The organism is Bradyrhizobium lablabi (assembly GCF_900141755.1).
Classification (GTDB): domain Bacteria; phylum Pseudomonadota; class Alphaproteobacteria; order Rhizobiales; family Xanthobacteraceae; genus Bradyrhizobium; species Bradyrhizobium lablabi_A.
This window is the reverse complement of sequence record NZ_LT670844.1, coordinates 7,658,255-7,676,459: the sequence shown is the minus strand read 5'-3', so window position 1 is coordinate 7,676,459 and position 18,205 is coordinate 7,658,255. Positions and strand designations below refer to the sequence as shown.

Sequence of the window (18,205 nt, the reverse complement as noted above, 5' to 3'; positions counted from 1 at the left end):
TTTGGAAAATGCCGGAACTTAAGGGTTGGCGCTGCTTCTACAGCAAGGTTTTGGCGCGGAAAAGGCCGCGATGCCCGTGACGTCTTGGTGCGAATTGTCTAATAACGCGCCACCGGAGAAACACCATGTTGAAAACGCCCCCCAAATCGTCGAAATCGAAAGTCCTGCAGCTCGGTCGCGCCGTCGAATGGCCCAAGACGCCCGAAGAAGCCCAAATCGACTGCGTGCCCAATCCGCGAACAGACACCAACTACGTGGTGCGCTTCGCCGTGCCGGAATTCACCTCGATATGTCCGGTTACCGGCCAGCCGGACTTTGCGCACCTCGTCATCGACTATGTGCCGGGGAAATGGCTGCTCGAGTCAAAATCGCTAAAACTCTATGTCGCGAGTTTTCGCAATCACGGCGCGTTCCACGAGGATTGCACGGTGATGATCGGCAAACGGATCGCGGACGAAATCAAGCCGAAATGGCTGCGCATCGGCGGCTACTGGTATCCGCGCGGCGGCATTCCGATCGACGTATTCTGGCAGACCGGCAAACTGCCGAAGGGCATGTGGATTCCGGATCAGGGCGTCGCGCCCTATCGCGGGCGGGGGTGATCGGCAATTGGGATGCAAGTCGCGAAGACGTTCTGAACCAGCATGCGGTGCTGCGGCAACAAAGCGCGCGTTGCGATCTGATTGCCTCTGGCTTTCAGCGCGATGTCTTGGTCTGCATGACAAATGCAGGGAACTTTCGGTCCCTCTCGGCGTCATCTCGTCATCCAAAGTAACCCGATAGGGCTTGGCGCGGGAGGGTGCCATGTCGAAGACCCGCATTGGAATTGCCGTTGTCGTTCTGGCAACCCTGCTGTCAAGTGCGGCCCTGGCCGGAGTGCGTCTTGTCATCGGTCCCGTTGGGGTCGCAAGATTTGCAGTAGCCCGCGTATTGTCGCTCGGGGGATTACATCACGCTCGTGCTTTTGCTCGTCACGGCCATGTCCGAATGGCTGCCCTCAGACCGCAAGACATCCGCAACGCCATTGATTCCGGGCTTACCGACCCGGCGGTGCGCCGGCAGATCGTCGCGGCTGCAGCGCTGGCCGGCTGGCATGGCGGCCGCACCGCGAACGGGTGGTGGCGACATGGCGACGGCGGATATGGCTGGGTCGGGCCGCTATTCTGGCCATTCGCCATTTACGATATCTACGACTACGCCATCTGGGGTGACGGCATCGGCTTCTGGGACTACGGTTATCCTGACATCTATGCCGCGATCTTCGCGCCTTACGGCCATGGTGATCTCGCCGCCTATACCGAACCGAGCCCGTCCGGCCGAAGACATCGCAGAGTCCCTCAGCTACAGCAGCTCTGTGGCGATGACAGCCGCGAAATTGCCGGCCTCATCGATCAGCTTCAGCAGGCGATACAGCCGAACAATGAGGCGCAGCGGGCCGCTTTGGACGATCTTGCCAACGCATTGATCTCGGCCGCCCAGATGATCCGGGCGTCGTGTCCGACCCAGACGGCGTTCACAGCACCGGACCGATTGGCCGTGATGCAGCAGCGCATCGGGGCGATGATCCAGGCAGAGTTAGCCGTGCAGCAGCCGCTGGATAAATTCTATGACGTGCTGGATGACGAGCAGGAAGCACGGCTCAATGCACTCGCCGAAGATCGGCACAAGATATCCGCCGCAAACGGGGCCACGGAAGCGCCTGCCCAAGGTTGCGGCGCGGCGCAGCCAACCGCGTTGCGATGGCCGGCGGACGAGATCGAGGCCAGGCTGCATCCGAACGACGCGCAACGCGCTGCTCTTAAAGTGCTGCAGGACGCCAACGCCGGGGCTTTCGACATCCTGAACAGTGCATGCCAGCCGAAAGACGCGATCACACTACCCACTCGCCTTGACGCAGCGGAGGGGCGGCTCGATGCCATGCAGCGGGCGGTCCATCTGGTGAGCGCCGCGCTCGAGGGCTTCTATGCGACGCTGAGCGACGAGCAGAAGGCGCAGTTCGAGGCGATCGGACAAAAACGAACGGCGTAATTTCCGATCCGTGCCATCGCCGCAGGGGTGATCGGACCCGCAATTTGGATGCGAGCGATCGCCGATGCTGTCGTGGATGCGTCGCGCGGTGTCCGATCTTGGGGGGTGGTCTCAACCGGTTGACGCAACACTTTATCTTAAAGGAGAGATGGAGTGTGGTTTGATGGCTCACAAATTTCATAGAGGGTTTACTGCGGCAGAGAAAACGGAGTTATGGGATCGCTGGAAGCGCGGGGAGTCGCTAAAGGCGATCGGACGCGCTTTTGGTAAGCAGTCATCGTCGATCTATTTTTTGGTGGCTCCGCATGGTGGGATTCGTCCTGCCGAGCGGCGTCGCTCCAGGCTGGCATTGACGCTCGCGGAACGCGAGGTGATTTCCAGAGGTGTTACGGCACATCGATCGGCCCGATCGATCGCCAAGTTGCTTGGCCGCTCACCCTCGACGGTGAGCCGGGAAATGAGCCGCAATGGCGGCTATGATCGCTACCGAGCGACGCTTGCGGACGAGAATGCCTGGGCGCGAGCTCGTCGTCCAAAATGCTGTAAATTGGCGAGCAGTCCGCGGCTACGGCGAGCTGTCGCGGGGAAGCTCAGATTGGATTGGTCACCCGAGCAGATAGCCGGCTGGCTGAAGAGAACGCATCCTGAAGACGAGTGTAATCAGGTGTCACACGAGACGATCTACCGCAGCTTATTTGTACAAACCCGTGGCGTGCTCAAGAAAGAGCTGCTTAGTCATCTTCGATCGAAGCGCTCGATGCGTCGCTCCAAGCCGGTCGATCCGGATGGCGATAGACGGGGGCATATCAAGGATATCGTCTCAATCCGCCAGCGACCGGCGGCGGTTGAAGATCGAGCGGTGCCTGGCCATTGGGAAGGCGATCTGCTGTCCGGGCCGAACAACAGCTACATCGCGACCTTGGTCGAGCGTCATACGCGCTACGTGATGTTGGCCAAGGTGGCCGGTAAGGACACCCGAACGGTCGTCACCGCGCTCATCAAGCAGGCGAAGAAGCTACCAAAGGAGCTGTATAAGTCCCTGACCTGGGATCGGGGAAAGGAACTTACGGATCATCGTCGCTTTACGTTGGCGACCAAAATCGACGTATATTTTTGCGATCCGCAAAGCCCGTGGCAGCGCGGGTCGAACGAGAACACCAATGGCCTGCTGAGACAGTACTTTCCGAAGGGCACCGACTTGTCGGTGCACTCACAAGCCTACCTGAACAAAGTGGCTCGTCAGCTAAACGAACGACCACGTGAGACCTTGCAATTTGAAACCCCAGCAGAGAGATTTAGCGCCTGTGTTGCGTCGACCGGTTGAGCCGGCAGGGGCAAAGCCGACATCGCGATTAAAGGCTCAGACTTCAGCTTGTGACCCCAACTCGGACATTGGGACCAGTCTGAGTTCGCCCGGATAAGGGCAGAGCCTCGACGCTGGGTCGTCGAGCGCACATTCGCATGTTTCGGCCGCAACCCGTCGCCTCACCAGAGACTTCGAGGCAGCATCCATCCCCAGCGCGGAAGCCTAGTTCCTGATTGCTAGCGCGCGGCTGCTTTCTCGGCGCCTCGCAAGACCCTGATACCTATTTGGGTCGGGCTCTCAGAACGAGGGGCAGGTTGGTGGCTTGAGATTCCGGATAGCCAATGATCTGGCCGCACGGCGATGAACGCAAGCTAAATCTCCCGTTCTGATGTCATTCAAATAACGGCCGCTAAGGTTTCGATGCGTTGTCCCACAAGGAAAATTCCTCGTGGGTACGAGAACTGGAGGAGATGACAATGAAAATTAAGCTAGTTGCTGCAGCGGCTTTGGTTGCGTCCTTCGCTGCTCCGGCTTTCGCAGCCGATGAGTTCTATGTCGTGCAGGACGCCAAGACAAAGAAATGCACCATCGTCGACAAGAAACCGACCGAGTCGTCGATGACCGTCGTGAGCCCATCCGGCACTGTCTACAAGACTCGGACTGAAGCGGAAACCGGGATGAAGACCGTTAAGGTCTGTACTTCGCAGTAAGAAAAATCACCCAGGAGGAAAACATGCCGGTCCCCGGCGTGTACCTGATCGGCCATTTACACTGACGCTAAGAACGAAGCCCAACGGCGTTGAGCTTCGTTCTTTCAGCGCATAATCTGAGAGAGCTATCTAAATGCTAAGATCGCTATTGACGCTCGTCCTACTGTTTTTCCAGCTTTCCTTTGCTCTCGCTCAAGGCCACGCGGGCACAAAACAAGAGCAGCAGGCTTGCTCGCGCGATGCTTCCCGCTTTTGCCGAAAGCAACTAGGGGACGATGGCGCTGTCCAGCAATGCCTCCAGCAACACCGAAATAAGTTAAGCGCCGCTTGTCGACAGGTGTTTCAAAGCCATGGCATGTAGCAGACGAAGATTTGCCATCTAATCGGCCAAATAATTTGATCGCCCTTCGGCGTCTTCCAGATGTCGAGTTCCGGCCCTACTGCTCGGCAGCGCCGACGTGGTGATCGAGTGAAGTGGCCTGATGTCCGAGTCTGGCACCTTTGAGACATGCCGGCTGAACCCGAGGATATCCGCTTATCAGGGGTAGACCGGAAATCATCGGCACACGGTCAAAGTGACGCGAATGCCCTCTTTTTTCGTTGTCGTTAACTCCCCGGCTCGGGCAAGCTTCGCCTTGAACCTAGCCGCCCGCGCGAACGACCACCTCACATGCACAAGACCTTACCCATCATCTTCGGACTTCTGGCGACCGTTTGTTGTTCGATGCTCTCAAAAGCTGCCGCAGCACCCCTCACTCCGTCGCTTGAGGATCGCTACATCGCTGCGCGGGATAAGGCGATCCAGAAATTCTCGAAAGAATACGACGCCGGAAAGTTCGATGACACGGCGCAAAAGGCTGAGGACGCTGCGCGCACCGATCTCCAGGCGCAATTGAGCGAGATTCTGGGCGAAGCTGCTCGCCCGGGCTTCGGACCAGCAACGCTCAATCTCGAAACCCTCTACAAGGGGGATGAAGGTTTTGGCATGCTCGATAGTCTGCGGTTCGACGCCAATGTTGGCAAGACCGGAGAGAAGGCTGGTGAGAACGGCGCCGACGGCAAGTATGTCGAGCCCAAGGCCCGTATCGTCGTCACGACGCAGACGCTGCTCGTGCGCTGGCTGCGCGCCCACAAGGACTGGTGGGGCAAGGACAGCAAGAACGTGCCGCAACAGATCGGCGCAGCCCTCAAGGACGAAAGTTTCTATACCCAGGCGATTGCGGCCGCGGGCGGGTCTGCGGTGGTGAACTTCAACTCTCTGCCGATTACCAAGCCGGCCTCCGCCACATTTGCCTATGCAACGTTGGCAGGCCGAACCCAGGACACCATTCCCGACGCGGCAGATGAGGTGTTCGTTGCCGCGCTCGCGAACGGCAAGGTGTATATCGCCTATGGATCAATCGAGCCCAACATGCAGATTCCGGCCTGTATTGCGATGCGGGCTGAATACAACAAGAGGGCCGAGGCTGGCGACGCCAAGAAGTCGGGCGACCTGCGCCAACAGGGTGAAAACGCGTACAGCCGCTGCTTCAGCCGGCGTGCGACACAGCAGCCATCGTTTGCCGAGGCAACAAAGCAGGCGCAGGCGCTGCTGGCCGCTGCCATGGGACGATAGGGCGAAGGCTCTGTCGCGTCCGGAGCTGATGGCTTACGTCAGCTGCTGGCCAGGCCTGGACTTGCGCCAGTGAAAGCGAGCATCACATCGAGATTGCGAGGAGGCTGGCCAAAAGCCTGCGGTTTGAATCTCGGGTTCAAATAACTCCCGTTTTTTTGTAGAGATTTCAATTTCGTTGCGCGGTCCAGTAGCCCGAGCATCGCGCATTTCCTGCGTAGCCGCTCCATGTCCCGCGGCCAGAGGTGCTGGAGAGTCTGCCTGAGCCCGAGGCGTATTTGTCTTGAACGGTCACCGAAGCGCGAACCGCGCCGGATCTTGCGACGTATCCCCTGAACCTAACGAGATTAGGATGCGTCACAACTCCGTTAGAGATATTGACAGTGAAGTTGTAGGCAGGGTCGCATGCGCCGCGTTGCGTCACGAAGGCGAGGTCCCAGGAGCCATCGTAGGCCGATCGCGCGTGTGCGGTACTCGCCAGGGCAACAAAAAAGCATGTTGCCGTTGCGCAAAGTGAAAGCTTTTTCATTTTAATTTCTCCCGAAGCAAGCTGACGGCGTTTTGGGTTCACTATGGAAATGGTGAAGCGATTGGTCCGCTAAAAGAAAACATTTCCTCACGTCGTATCAACGCATCGCGAGGTCGGGGGGTCGCACCGTCACGAGTTCGGTACTTGGTCCGTATCGGTGCTTCACGCGGGCATCGCCCGCACAGCGAACCGAGCGAACATCCTGGACTGAGGGCAAACGAACCCAGCCTCGCAAGCTACGTCAGCTGCGGGCCCATCAGGCGCTGGGCATTTTCCGCGCACAACACGTGGTGATGCAGGTTGGCGATCCACTGCCGGCCGGAAACGGTCAGGCTCAGATATTTGATGCCCTCGTCGAGATGCATCGAGACCGAGTTCCAGAAGAATTCCGGATATTTGTCGACGAGATCGGCGGGCGACGAATAGCCGAGCTGCCGGTTCATGCCGATTTCCTCGAATTCATAGAACAGCGCGTTCACCTTCTTGGCGTACATGGGATCGCCGAGCTGCCCGATCAGGTCGGCCGCCTGGACCAGGCGGGGCAGCGTACCCGCGTCCGTGGCCTTTCTCTCGGGCGAAGGTGGGAAGCGCGTATGTTCGATTGCTTCCGCAATTCGCTCGGTATCTATCCAGGGAGTTTTTCTAAGCCGCTCGATCGCAAACAGCTTCGACCGGTCCACGTGGTACGGCGTAAGCGAAGCATCCGACGCGCCACGAGGCAATGTGATCCGGTCTCCCTTGTCGTTCACGACAAATTCGTCGTCCGTGTCGCCGCTCAACGCGCCGCGAACATAGCCGATGTCATGAAACAGGCAGGCGAGGATGAGATGAAGGTAGTCGGAAGGCTCGATCCGACGCGACATCGTCAAGCCTTGCAAAATGTCGCGGCCGACCATGGTGACCAGCCATGTATGTTCGAAATTGTGATACAGCGCGTCGCTTCGACCGATGCACTCGATGGTGATCCGCGCCAGTGAGCCGAGACGCTCTGCCGATTCGTCGTATTTTGAACCAAAGATTTCACGGAAGTCGTTGGCGAGATATTTTCCGAGTCTTCGAGCCGCCGACGCCGTGATGGTTTTCATCGACATTCTCCGCCTGAGGCAGCCGCCGCCAATCTGTTCATTACCGCATTGTCTACAATCACTTGTCCAGTAAAGCGTTTGGTCAGCCAATCTGTCCAATCGTCGCGGTCGACAGATCACCCACGAAAGCGGGCGATGGCTCCGGCAACGATTTGCATTGCAACACCAACCACCCATCCCAGCATGATCATGATCGTCCAAAAGATCTGCAGATTTTCACGAAGCACAATCACGCTGACCGATACAAAAGCCGTCAACGCGGCGAGAAATGTACCGACGGCGCTCAAGAACTCCGCAGCATCGATCTTGCCGCCCGAATTGACTGAATGCTCTCTATCCGGTGCATGAAACGAGAGAGGCGGAGTATCGATGCCAAGGTAAAATCCGACCGCACCACCGATCATCATGATGACGAGAAAACCCTGGGACGTGAGCGCTGCGATACTCGACCCCACATGGACGGCGACAAACAATCCGCTTGCCGCCCCGGCCATCGCAAGCCCAATGCGTTCGAGGACATGGGCAAATTTTCTCACGCGGGATCGCATCGCCGTAACCCACGGATTGCTACGTTCAGGTTAGGCCTTTTTCCTGCGGTTTGGAAGATACCGTATCCGCCGCTCTCGTCTGCCGCAGCAGCCGCGCGCAGGCGAGCCCAAGTGCAACCATCACGGCTGCCGCCGTCAGCAAGGTTGAACTCTTGCCGACATGTTGGATGCCGAACCCGTAGGCGATCGGACCCACGGTCTGGCCCATGTAGAAGAAGAACGAGTGCAACGACAGCGCGGTGGCGCGGGCTTCGACCGAGAGTTCGCTGGCAAACACCTGCAGGCAGCCATGGATGGTGTAAAATCCCCAGCCCATGAACAAAAGCGAGATCGCCTGAACCTTCCATCCCAGCCCCAACGCGGTGACCGCGAGTTGCACGCCGACCAGCGAGGCACCCGCGATCATCATGCCCTTGACGCCAAGCAAAGGCAGGAAGCGGGAAACCGTCAGCGTATAGAACAGGCCGCCGACGGCAAATCCGGCGATCACAATCCCCGCGATCGACAGGCTGGTTTCGCCGAGTTCGAACAGGAACGAGGCGAGAAACGGAAACAACCCGAGCACGCAGCATCCCTCGACGAACACCGCGCCGTAACACAGCGCATTCGGATTGGAGAAAATGGTGCGATAACCGTGCCTGAGCGTCGACAGATTGGTCCGGGGAGCCCGCTTCAACGCAGCACCGCGAAAGCCGGCGGCCACGGCAACCGACGCCACGATCGCGAGGAGCCCGAGCACCGCCAGCACCCCGCGCCAGCCCGTGAAATCGCCGATCACGCCGGAGGCGGACGCGCCCAACAGATTGCCCGTCATCGAGCCCGCCAGGGTCCGGCTGATCGCGACCTGGCGCTTTTCCGGAGCCACGAGATCGCTGGTCAGGCCGAGCGCAACTGGAAAGACGCCGCCGGAGCCTATACCGGCGAGAATTCGGGTCGCGAACAACAGCGGAAAGGATGTCGACAGCGCGCCGAGGATGTTCGCTAGGCCCAGCAGCACCAGGCACACGATCATCAGCCGCGCCTTGCCGAACAGATCGGCGGCCGCACCAAGCGCGGGCTGGACGATCGCGAAGGTGAAGGCGAACACGGCCGAGAAGCTTGCCGCGGTGGCGATGCTGACGCCGAACTCGTCGGCGACATGGGGAAGCACCGGATCGAGCGCGCGTGCCGACAGGCTCGCCGCAAAGGTCGTAAGTGCGATGATGTTGATGGCCGGCGGCATGCGCTGATCGTGCGGCCGCACTCCTGTTTGCGGCATCAACGCGCTACATTCTTCGTGGGATGCTTTTGAAGATTTTTGGCAAGGGCGTCGAACGCCATCAGCGTCCGCACCAGGCCCTCGAACTCGGCGAGCGGCACCATGTTGGGGCCGTCCGACGGCGCGCGATCGGGATCTGGATGGGTCTCGATGAACACGCCGGCAACGCCGACCGCGACAGCGGCGCGCGCCAGCACGGGGACGAATTCGCGCTCGCCGCCCGATGAGGCGCCCTTGCCGCCCGGCTGCTGCACCGAATGGGTGGCGTCGAAAATCACCGGCGCGCCGGTGGTGCGGGCGAGGATCGGCAACGCGCGCATGTCCGACACCAGCGTGTTGTAGCCGAACGAGGCGCCACGCTCGGTCACCAGGACGTTTTCGTTGCCGGCGCCGGTGATCTTGGCGACGACATTGGCCATGTCCCAGGGTGCCAGGAACTGGCCTTTCTTGACATTGACGGTTTTGCCGGTCGCGGCCGCGGCCAGCAAAAGATCGGTCTGCCGGCACAGGAAGGCCGGGATCTGCAGCACGTCGACGGCCTGCGCAACCTCCGTGCATTGCGCGGCCTCGTGGACATCGGTCAGCACGGGCATGCCAAGCGAGGACCTGATCTCGGCAAAGATCGGCAGCGCCTGCTTCAAGCCGATGCCGCGGGCAGCGGAGGCGCTGGTGCGGTTGGCCTTGTCGAACGAGGTCTTGTAGACGAGCCCTATTCCGAGCCGGCCCGCGATCTCCTTCAGCGCCGAAGCCACTTCGAGCGCATGGGAGCGGCTCTCGAGCTGGCACGGGCCGGCGATGATCGAGATCGGCAAATCATTGCCGAATTTGACCGAGCCAGCCGTCACGATCGGCGCAGCTGCGTTGGCGGTGCTCAAAAGCCTCTTTCCTTGTTGGCCGTGGTCACTTCACCGCCGAGAATGCGGTGGGCACCAGTAACTGGCTGACGATGTTGCCCACGATCTGGCCGTCGGCTTCGGTTTTGGCACGTGCGTCGATCCACTCCGGATCGGCCTGAAATGCGGTCCATTTCTTGTCGCGATCGGCAAGCGATTCCCATGCCAGGAAATAAGTCAGCTCCTGATTGGATTCGCCGATCAGCGTGGTGAAGAAACCGGCCTGGCGGATGCCGTGCTTCTCCCAGATTTTCAGCGTGATGGTTTCGAAGCGTTTCAAGAGTGCCGGCAGACGGCCGGGAATACAGCGGTAGACGCGCATTTCATAGATCATGGGTTCCTCCCTGATTGCTTCGCGGGCGCTTATAGCCGCTGGACGGATAGCTGTCTTGAGGCGATCATCACATGGCACCTCTGTCTCGGCTTGACCAAAGCTTAGCAAATCGTATATACGATAAACGGCTGACTTCGATCCGGACAAGGAGGCCATTAATCGCTCAAAGCACGGCGTATCCCTCTCACGCTGGATCGATCTCGATATCAAGGTGGCGTTTGTAGACGACCGCTACGACTACGGTGAGGTCCGCTACCGCGCTTACGGCTACATTGACGGCATCGCATATTGCCTGGCCTTCACCACGCGAAATGGACAGGTGCGGCCAATAAGCCTTCGACGCGCACACACAAAGGAGATGAGGCGCTATGTCTCGTAAGTCGAAAGAGCCAATTTTCGACGACGACAATCCGGAATGGACCAAAGAAGATTTCGCCAGGGCAAGGCCTCCTGCGGAGGTCCTTCCATCGGAGTTGCTCGCTCAGTTCAAGAAGACGCGCGGGCCGCAAAAAGCGCCAACGAAAGTTGCTGTGTCGATCAGGCTGAGCCCCGAGGTCATTTCGCATTTCAAGGCCAAAGGCCCGGGCTGGCAATCGCGGATCGACGACGCGCTGCGCAAGATCGCCAAGATCAAGGCTGGATAGGCTCTAAACCAATCTCGACTGCACCACCGCCGCCTGCACGAACGACGCAAACAGGGGATGCGGTTCAAACGGCCGCGATTTCAGTTCGGGATGGAATTGCACCCCGATGAACCAGGGATGGTCGTCATATTCGACGATCTCCGGCAGCACCCCGTCAGGTGACATGCCGGAAAATCTCAGGCCGTGCTGTTCGAGCCGGTCCTTGTAGGCGGTATTGACCTCGTAGCGGTGGCGGTGGCGCTCGGAAATCTCGGTGGCGCCGCCATAGACTTCCGACACCCGGCTGCCGCGCTTGAGCACCGCAGGGTAGGCGCCGAGCCGCATGGTGCCGCCGAGATCGCCGGATTTTGTGCGCTTCTCCAATTCGTTGCCGCGCAGCCACTCCGTCATCAGGCCGACCAGCGGCTCTTGCGTCGGGCCGAACTCGGTGGAATTCGCAGCCTCGATGCCGACCAGGTTGCGCGCCGCCTCGATCACCGCCATCTGCATGCCGAAGCAGATGCCGAAATAGGGCACGTCGCGCTCCCTGGCGAACTGCGCCGCGCGGATCTTGCCCTCGGCGCCGCGCTGACCAAAACCGCCGGGCACCAGGATGCCGTTGACGTGCTCGAGGAAAGGCGCGGGGTCTTCGTTCTCGAACACTTCGCTCTCGATCCAGTCGAGATTGACTTTTACTTTGTTGGCGATCCCGCCATGCGACAGTGCCTCGATCAGCGATTTGTAGGCGTCCTTCATGCCGGTGTATTTGCCAACGATGGCAATCGTCACCGCGCCCTCGGGATTGCGGATGCGCTCGTTGATGACGTTCCAGCTCTGCAGCGCCGGCGGAATTTTGGGCGCGATGCCGAACGCGGCCAGCACCTCGTCGTCGAGGCCAGCGGCATGATAGGCCTCCGGCACGGCATAGATGTTGTCGACGTCGCGCGCCTCGATGACAGCACTTTCGCGCACGTTGCAAAATAGTCCGAGCTTGCGCCGCTCCTCCTTGGGGATCGGCCGGTCGGTGCGGCACAATAGGATATCCGGCTGGATGCCGATCGAGCGCAGTTCCTTGACCGAATGCTGGGTCGGCTTTGTCTTGAGTTCGCCGGCGCTCGGAATGAACGGCAACAGCGTCAGATGAATGTAGATGGCGTGGTCGCGCGGCAGATCGTTCTTGATCTGGCGGATCGCCTCGAAGAACGGCAGGCCCTCGATATCGCCGACGGTGCCGCCGATCTCGCACAGCACGAAGTCGAATTCGTCATTGCTGTCGAGGATGAAATCCTTGATCGCGTTGGTGACGTGCGGGATCACCTGGATGGTGGCGCCGAGATAGTCGCCGCGCCGCTCCTTTGTCAGGATGTCCTGATAGATGCGCCCCGTCGTGATGTTGTCGGCTTTGCTGGCCGGCCGCCCGGTAAAGCGCTCGTAATGGCCGAGGTCGAGATCGGTCTCGGCGCCGTCATCGGTCACGAACACTTCGCCGTGCTGGTACGGCGACATCGTTCCGGGGTCGAGATTGAGATAGGGGTCGAGCTTGCGGAGCCGGACCTTGTAGCCGCGCGCCTGCAACAGCGCACCAAGTGCCGCTGAAGCCAGCCCCTTTCCGAGCGAGGAAACCACGCCGCCGGTGATGAAGATATACCGCGCCATGGGACTTAACCTTTAAGGCCACGGGGCCGATTCGCCAAAGCGAATCGCTTGGCCGAAGCCAACATTCCCTGGAGCTGTGGGTGACGTGAAATTTAAAGCGATATCAGGGTATTGATGGGAACTTCTGATGCAAGACAGTAGCCACTCTCTTGCATGGCGCCCCTGCTTTATTGCGAGCGCGGTGCCTGCGGGCCTGATGGCGCCTGCTGGTTCTGCTGCTGTTCGTCGGTTTTCTTCAGCGAATCCAGGATGCCGCCCGAGGTCGGCGGTGTAACCGGCGTCGCCGGTCCTGCCGGCTGGGACTGCGAGGCCGGCGTACCCAGAATAGAAGTCGGCTTATGGCCATAGCTTGCCCACCACGACAGGAACAGGCTGGTGGCGAAGAAACCCACCGCCAGAATTGCCGTCGCGCGCGTCAGCAAATTCGCGGTGCCGCGGCTCGACATGAAGCCGGCGCCGCCGCCGATGCCGAGGCCGCCGCCTTCGGATTTCTGCAGCAGCACGGTCGCGATCAGGGTCGCAACGATCATCAGGTGAATTATGATAACGACAGTCTGCATCTCTAACCTTCCGTCACAAACCAAAGGCGCCGGGCGTCGGCTGCTCTGACGGGTTTGCGGGGTTTGAAGTGGCGCGGTGTTACACGATTGGATGGGGCATTGTCACCCCCACGCCGGTCAGGCGTTAGTTAGGGACAACCGCGCGCAATCGCAAGGAAATCGGCCGCTTTCAGGCTGGCGCCGCCAACCAGCGCGCCGTTGACGTTCGCAACTGCCATCAATTCGGCGGCGTTCGAGGGTTTTACCGAGCCGCCATAGAGGATGCGGATTTTAGCCCCCTCCCCCTTAAATCGCTCTATCAGGAGTTCCCTGACAAAGCGATGAACTTGCTCGACATCTCCAGCCGTCGGCGTCAGGCCCGTGCCGATCGCCCAGACCGGCTCATAGGCCACCACGAGGTTCTTCTCCGTGGCCCCATCCGGCAGCGAGGCGCTGAGCTGGCTGCCGCAGATTTCGAGCGTTTGCCCGGCATCGCGCTGCTTTTGGGTTTCGCCGATGCAGACGATCGCGGTAAGGCCGGCCCGCCAAACCGCTTCCGCCTTCTGGCGAACCAGCGCGTCGGTCTCGCCGTGATCGGCGCGCCGCTCGGAATGGCCGACAATGATGGCGCGGGCACCGGCATCGCCGAGCATTTCGGCCGAAATATCGCCGGTATGGGCGCCGGACGGTTTTGGGTGGCAATCCTGCGCGCCGACGCCAAGGGCTTTTGACCCCCGCGCCTTCTCCGCGAATGCCGCGATCAGCGTCGCCGGCGGGCAAACCAAGAGATCGGCTTTGGCCGCGACGGCGGCGGCGCCGGCAAGCATGGCCTCGAATTCACCCAAAGAGGATTTCAGGCCGTTCATTTTCCAGTTGCCGGCAATCAGCGGCCGGATGGCGTTGCTCATGTCGGGATCACCCCTTGCGGAATACCTGGCTCACGCCTGCGCTAGCAGAGGACGGCAGCGAGTTCCAGATACCCTGCCTGCAACAGCCCGGCCGTCCGCTTCAATTCGTCCTCCCCGCCAAGGTTGCGACGAGGCGGCTGCCACTTTATGATGCTTTATCAAGCCGGCGACGCCCTGTTGCGGAATTCGATACCGAATTCCCCTGGGCGCGACCCGGTTCCCTCCTGCCAACAAGTTGGACCCATGCTTCGAGGAATGCGTAAAGCCTCATCAAACTGGCTCGGCAAAACCATCATGGCCGTGGTGATGGGCGTTTTAATCGTCAGTTTTGGCATTTGGGGCATCGCCGACATCTTCAAGAATTTCGGTCAGTCGAGGCTCGCAACCGTCGGCAGCACCGAGATCTCGATCAATGAATTCCGCCAGCTCTACAACGACAAGCTGCAGCAGGTCGGCCGTCAATTCGGCCGCCCGCTGACCGCGGATCAGGCGCGTGCCTTCGGCTTCGACCGCCAGGTGCTGCAGCAAACCATTGCGGAAGCCGCCCTTGACGAGCAGGCGCGGCGGCTCGGCCTCGGGCAGTCGGACGCCGAGACCCAGCGCATGATTTTCAACGATCCGAATTTCAAGGGCGTGAACGGCAATTTCGATCCGAACCGTTTCCAGGCCGTGATCCGGCAATTCGGCTATAGCGAGCCGCGTTATGTCGCCGATCAGCGGCGGGTCTCGCTGCGCCGTCAGATCGCCGGCACCATCTCGGCCGGCCTCGCGCCGCCGAAAACGATGATCGAGGCGTTGAGCCGCTTCCAAAACGAGCAGCGCTCGATCGAATACGTCAAGCTGGACGCCGCGCAGGCGGGAACCATCGATCCGCCGTCGCCGGAGACGCTGGCGGGCTATTTCGACGACCACAAGCTCCAGTTCCGCGCCCCCGAATATCGCAAGATCGCCTTTGTCGCGATCACGCCGGAAGAGATCGGCAAATGGTCGGAAGTGTCCGACGAGGACGCCAAGAAACTGTTCGAGCAGCGCCGCGACCGGCTCGGCACGCCGGAAAAGCGCGAGGTGTCGCAAATCGTGTTCCCGAACGCCGAGGAAGCCGCGACGGCCCGAAGCCGCATCGCGTCCGGAACCTCGTTCGAGGATCTCGCCAAGGAGCGCGGCCTGAGTGCCTCCGACATCAATCTCGGCATGGTCGCCAAATCGGGCATCATCGATAGCGCGATTGCGGACGCGGCGTTTGCGCTGCCCTCCGGCGAGGTGAGCCAGCCGGTACCGGGCCAGTTCGGCGTAGCGATCGTCAAGATCGGCAAGATCGAGCCGGGTGTCGAACCGTCCTATGAAAGCGTCGCCGCCAACCTGAAGAAGGAAATTGCCGCCGAACGGGCGCGCAAACTAGTCGGCGAATTGCGCGACAAGATGGAGGACGAGCGCGGCGGTGGCGCCAGCGTCATCGAGGCCGCGCAGAAACTGAAGCTCGCCGCGGTCACCATCGAGGCCGTCGACCGCTCCGGCCGTCAGCCCAACGGCCAGCCGGTGGCCAACATTCCCCGCGGCCTCGATGTCGTCTCGCAGGCCTTCAACAGCGACGTCGGCGTCGACAACGACCCGATTTCGTTCAATGGCGGCTATGTCTGGTATGATGTTGTCGGCATCACCCCCTCGCGGGAGCGCAGCCTTGAGGAGGTCAAGGACCAGGTCGAGACGAGATGGCGGGACGACCAGATCATGAGCCGGTTGAAGGCCAAGGCCACCGATATGGTTCAGAAGCTCGACCAGGGCGGCAAGCTCGCCGACGAAGCGGCGGCTAACGGGTTGAAGGTCGAAACCGCTGCGAGCTTCCGGCGTGACGCCTCGCCGCCCGGCCTGCCGACCAGCGTGGTCTCGGCGGCGTTCCGCACCGCCAAGGACGGCGCTGGGCAAGCCCAGGGATCCGGCGCGAGCGAGTGGATCGTGTTCCGCGTCACCGATATCACGGTGCCGCCGGTCGACCTCGCGTCCGAGGACATGAAGAAGCTAAAGGAGACGCTGGAGCGCGGGCTGACCGACGAACAGGTCGCGCAATACGTCACCAAGCTCGAATCCGACATCGGCACGTCGGTCAATCAGGCCGCCCTCGCGCAGGTGACGGGTGCGAATAATTGAGCATCACATGAAGGTCCGCCGCCCATCACAACCCTTCCCTCATCCCTGCGTAACGGCTTCGCCGTTATCGCTGGAGGAGCGGCCTCTTGGCCGCGTCTCGAAGGATGTGCATCCTCATGGTTCGAGACGCCGCAAGAGCGCCTCCGCACCATGAGGCCTCGATTTTGAAAGCACGCGATGGACGACCTCAAATCTATCATCGGAAAAGTCGCGACCGGTGCGACCCTGTCGCGCGACGAGGCGGCATCCGCCTTCGACAGCATGATGTCGGGCGAGGCCACGCCCTCGCAGATGGGCGGCCTATTGATGGCGTTGCGCGTCCGCGGCGAAACCGTCGATGAGATCACCGGCGCGGTATCGGCGATGCGCAGCAAGATGTTGCGCGTAAAAGCGCCCGCGGACGCCGTCGACGTGGTCGGCACCGGCGGCGACGGTTCCGGCTCGGTCAACGTCTCGACTTGCGCTTCCTTCATCGTGGCGGGCGCAGGCGTCCCCGTCGCCAAGCACGGCAATCGCGCGCTGTCGTCGCGCTCGGGCGCAGCCGACGTGCTGTCTTCGCTCGGGGTCAAGATCGACATCAAGCCGGAGCATGTCGGCCGCTGCGTGCACGAAGCCGGCATCGGTTTCATGTTCGCGCCCTCGCACCATCCGGCGATGAAGAATGTCGGCCCGACCCGGGTCGAGCTTGCGACCCGCACGATCTTCAATCTGTTGGGCCCCTTGTCCAATCCAGCCGGTGTGAAACGGCAGATGGTCGGTGTATTCTCGCGGCAATGGGTGCAGCCCCTGGCGCAGGTGCTCAAGAATCTCGGCGCCGAAAAGGCCTGGGTGGTGCATGGCTCCGATGGCCTCGATGAAATCACCCTCACCGGTCCGACCTTCGTGGCGGCGCTCGAGAACGGCGATATCAGCACCTTCGAGGTGACGCCGGAGGAAGCCGGCCTCGCGCGCGTCGGTGGCGATGCGCTGAAGGGCGGCGACGCCGACGCCAATGCGGTCGCGCTGCAAGGCGTGCTCGATGGCAAGCCGAGCCCCTTTCGCGATGTCGCACTGTTGAACGCCGCGGCCGCGCTGATCGTGGCCGGCCGCGCTAAGAGCTTGAAGGACGGTGTCGCGATGGGCACAAAATCGCTCGACTCAGGGGCTGCGGCCGCGCGGCTGAAGCACCTGATCGCGGTCTCCAACGGCTGACCTGAGGCACTTTGCGATGTCCGACATCCTGACCAAGATCGAGGCTTACAAGCGCGAGGAAATCGCTGCCGCCAAGCGCACTCATCCGCCGGCAAGCGTTGAGGCGCTGGCGAAAACGGCCCCCGCGCCGCGTGGTTTTGTCCGGGCGATCCGCGACAAGCTCGGCCGGGGCGAATATGCCCTGATCGCCGAGGTGAAAAAAGCCTCGCCGTCGAAGGGCCTCATTCGCGCCGACTTCGATCCGCCGGCGCTCGCCAAGGCCTATGAAGCCGGGGGCGCGGCCTGTCTTTCGGTGCTGACCGATACGCCGTCGTTCCAGGGCCATCTCGATTTCATGGTGGCGGCGCGGGCGGCGACAAATTTGCCGGTGCTGCGCAAGGATTTCATCTACGACACCTATCAGGTGGTCGAGGCCCGCGCCCACGGCGCCGACTGCATCCTGATCATCATGGCGGCGCTCGCCGATGGCGCGGCCAAGGATATCGAGGACACGGCGATCGCCCATGGCATGGATGTGCTGATCGAGATCCACGACCATGCCGAGCTCGATCGCGCGCTAAAACTTCGCTCGCCGATGATCGGCGTCAACAACCGCAATTTGCGGACCTTCGAGACCGCCCTTGCGACCAGCGAGGCGCTGGCGCCGCTGATCCCCCGGGATCGGCTGATGGTCGGCGAGAGCGGCATCTTCACACCCGCCGATCTGGCGCGGCTTGAGCGGCTCGGCATGTCGACGTTCCTGGTCGGCGAAAGCCTGATGCGGCAGGCCGACGTCGCAGCGGCGACCCGCGCGCTGCTCGCACGAAGCGATGCGCCGCGGGCGACGGGAACGCGCTGACG

General features: G+C 61.1%; 18 protein-coding genes and 1 pseudogene. 11 read left to right on the top strand and 8 right to left on the bottom strand.

From position 1 onward, the window contains the following. Nucleotides 1-125: 125 nt before the first annotated feature. The 6 genes from queF to B5526_RS35975 all read left to right on the top strand — a co-directional run bounded on the left by queF (nucleotide 126) and on the right by B5526_RS35975 (nucleotide 5,659). Nucleotides 126-602: a preQ(1) synthase gene (gene queF / locus B5526_RS36000; RefSeq protein WP_079544366.1), complete on the top strand. Its 477-nt coding sequence runs from the start codon at nucleotides 126-128 to the stop codon at nucleotides 600-602. A gap of 385 nt (nucleotides 603-987) precedes the next feature. Beyond that, nucleotides 988-2,028: a Spy/CpxP family protein refolding chaperone gene (locus B5526_RS35995; RefSeq protein WP_244562148.1), complete on the top strand. Its 1,041-nt coding sequence runs from the start codon at nucleotides 988-990 to the stop codon at nucleotides 2,026-2,028. 163 nt (nucleotides 2,029-2,191) lie between these two features. Beyond that, on the top strand, nucleotides 2,192-3,352 hold the full coding sequence (locus B5526_RS35990; protein WP_079544645.1) for an IS30 family transposase: 1,161 nt from the start codon (nucleotides 2,192-2,194) through the stop codon (nucleotides 3,350-3,352). A gap of 458 nt (nucleotides 3,353-3,810) precedes the next feature. After that, entirely contained in the window at nucleotides 3,811-4,044 is a 234-nt protein-coding gene (locus B5526_RS35985) for a hypothetical protein (protein WP_079545943.1), read from the top strand. A 133-nt stretch (nucleotides 4,045-4,177) separates the two neighbouring features. Continuing rightward, nucleotides 4,178-4,405, top strand: coding sequence for a cysteine rich repeat-containing protein (locus B5526_RS35980; RefSeq protein ID WP_079544364.1), 228 nt, complete (start codon nucleotides 4,178-4,180; stop codon nucleotides 4,403-4,405). A 309-nt stretch (nucleotides 4,406-4,714) separates the two neighbouring features. After that, complete coding sequence (locus tag B5526_RS35975; protein ID WP_079544363.1) at nucleotides 4,715-5,659, top strand: hypothetical protein; 945 nt, start codon at nucleotides 4,715-4,717, stop codon at nucleotides 5,657-5,659. A gap of 762 nt (nucleotides 5,660-6,421) precedes the next feature. Here the strand turns inward: B5526_RS35975 and B5526_RS35965 are convergent. From B5526_RS35965 to B5526_RS35945, 5 genes are all read right to left on the bottom strand, one after another. Beyond that, the gene (locus B5526_RS35965; protein WP_079545940.1) at nucleotides 6,422-7,270 is read right to left on the bottom strand and encodes an HD domain-containing protein; all 849 of its coding nucleotides are present in this window, start codon (nucleotides 7,268-7,270) and stop codon (nucleotides 6,422-6,424) included. 116 nt (nucleotides 7,271-7,386) lie between these two features. Further along, on the bottom strand, nucleotides 7,387-7,818 hold the full coding sequence (locus B5526_RS35960) for a hypothetical protein (RefSeq protein ID WP_079544361.1): 432 nt from the start codon (nucleotides 7,816-7,818) through the stop codon (nucleotides 7,387-7,389). Between the two features lie 25 nt (nucleotides 7,819-7,843). Next, on the bottom strand, nucleotides 7,844-9,076 hold the full coding sequence (locus B5526_RS35955) for an MFS transporter (RefSeq protein ID WP_079544360.1): 1,233 nt from the start codon (nucleotides 9,074-9,076) through the stop codon (nucleotides 7,844-7,846). Then, on the bottom strand, nucleotides 9,076-9,951 hold the full coding sequence (gene kdsA / locus B5526_RS35950) for a 3-deoxy-8-phosphooctulonate synthase (protein ID WP_079544359.1): 876 nt from the start codon (nucleotides 9,949-9,951) through the stop codon (nucleotides 9,076-9,078). The genes B5526_RS35955 and kdsA overlap by 1 nt, the downstream gene beginning before the upstream one ends. Nucleotides 9,952-9,976: 25 nt before the next feature. Next, on the bottom strand, nucleotides 9,977-10,303 hold the full coding sequence (locus tag B5526_RS35945; protein ID WP_079544358.1) for an NIPSNAP family protein: 327 nt from the start codon (nucleotides 10,301-10,303) through the stop codon (nucleotides 9,977-9,979). A 145-nt stretch (nucleotides 10,304-10,448) separates the two neighbouring features. Between B5526_RS35945 and B5526_RS35940 the strand changes: the two are divergent. Then, nucleotides 10,449-10,682 (top strand): annotated as a pseudogene (locus B5526_RS35940) (BrnT family toxin); the annotation flags it as partial. Further along, nucleotides 10,672-10,947, top strand: coding sequence for a BrnA antitoxin family protein (locus B5526_RS35935; protein WP_079544356.1), 276 nt, complete (start codon nucleotides 10,672-10,674; stop codon nucleotides 10,945-10,947). The pseudogene B5526_RS35940 and the gene B5526_RS35935, both read left to right, overlap by 11 nt. Before the next feature lie 3 nt (nucleotides 10,948-10,950). Here B5526_RS35935 and B5526_RS35930 read toward each other — a convergent pair whose 3' ends face one another. The 3 genes from B5526_RS35930 to tpiA form a co-directional block, all read right to left on the bottom strand. Beyond that, on the bottom strand, nucleotides 10,951-12,582 hold the full coding sequence (locus B5526_RS35930; RefSeq protein ID WP_079544355.1) for a CTP synthase: 1,632 nt from the start codon (nucleotides 12,580-12,582) through the stop codon (nucleotides 10,951-10,953). A 167-nt stretch (nucleotides 12,583-12,749) separates the two neighbouring features. Then, entirely contained in the window at nucleotides 12,750-13,142 is a 393-nt protein-coding gene (gene secG / locus B5526_RS35925) for a preprotein translocase subunit SecG (protein WP_079544354.1), read from the bottom strand. Nucleotides 13,143-13,270: 128 nt separating this feature from the next. Next, nucleotides 13,271-14,029, bottom strand: a complete 759-nt coding sequence (gene tpiA, locus B5526_RS35920) for a triose-phosphate isomerase (RefSeq protein WP_079544353.1) — start codon at nucleotides 14,027-14,029, stop codon at nucleotides 13,271-13,273. A gap of 243 nt (nucleotides 14,030-14,272) precedes the next feature. Between tpiA and B5526_RS35915 the strand changes: the two genes are divergently transcribed. The 3 genes from B5526_RS35915 to trpC all read left to right on the top strand — a co-directional run bounded on the left by B5526_RS35915 (nucleotide 14,273) and on the right by trpC (nucleotide 18,203). Next, a complete protein-coding gene (locus tag B5526_RS35915; protein WP_079544352.1) occupies nucleotides 14,273-16,174 on the top strand; it encodes a peptidylprolyl isomerase in 1,902 nt (633 codons plus the stop codon). 177 nt (nucleotides 16,175-16,351) lie between these two features. Then, entirely contained in the window at nucleotides 16,352-17,365 is a 1,014-nt protein-coding gene (gene trpD / locus B5526_RS35910) for an anthranilate phosphoribosyltransferase (protein ID WP_079544351.1), read from the top strand. A 16-nt stretch (nucleotides 17,366-17,381) separates the two neighbouring features. Further along, nucleotides 17,382-18,203 carry an indole-3-glycerol phosphate synthase TrpC gene (trpC, locus tag B5526_RS35905; protein ID WP_079544350.1) on the top strand — a complete coding sequence of 274 codons (822 nt, stop codon included), beginning with the start codon at nucleotides 17,382-17,384 and terminating at the stop codon, nucleotides 18,201-18,203. Nucleotides 18,204-18,205 lie beyond the last annotated feature (2 nt).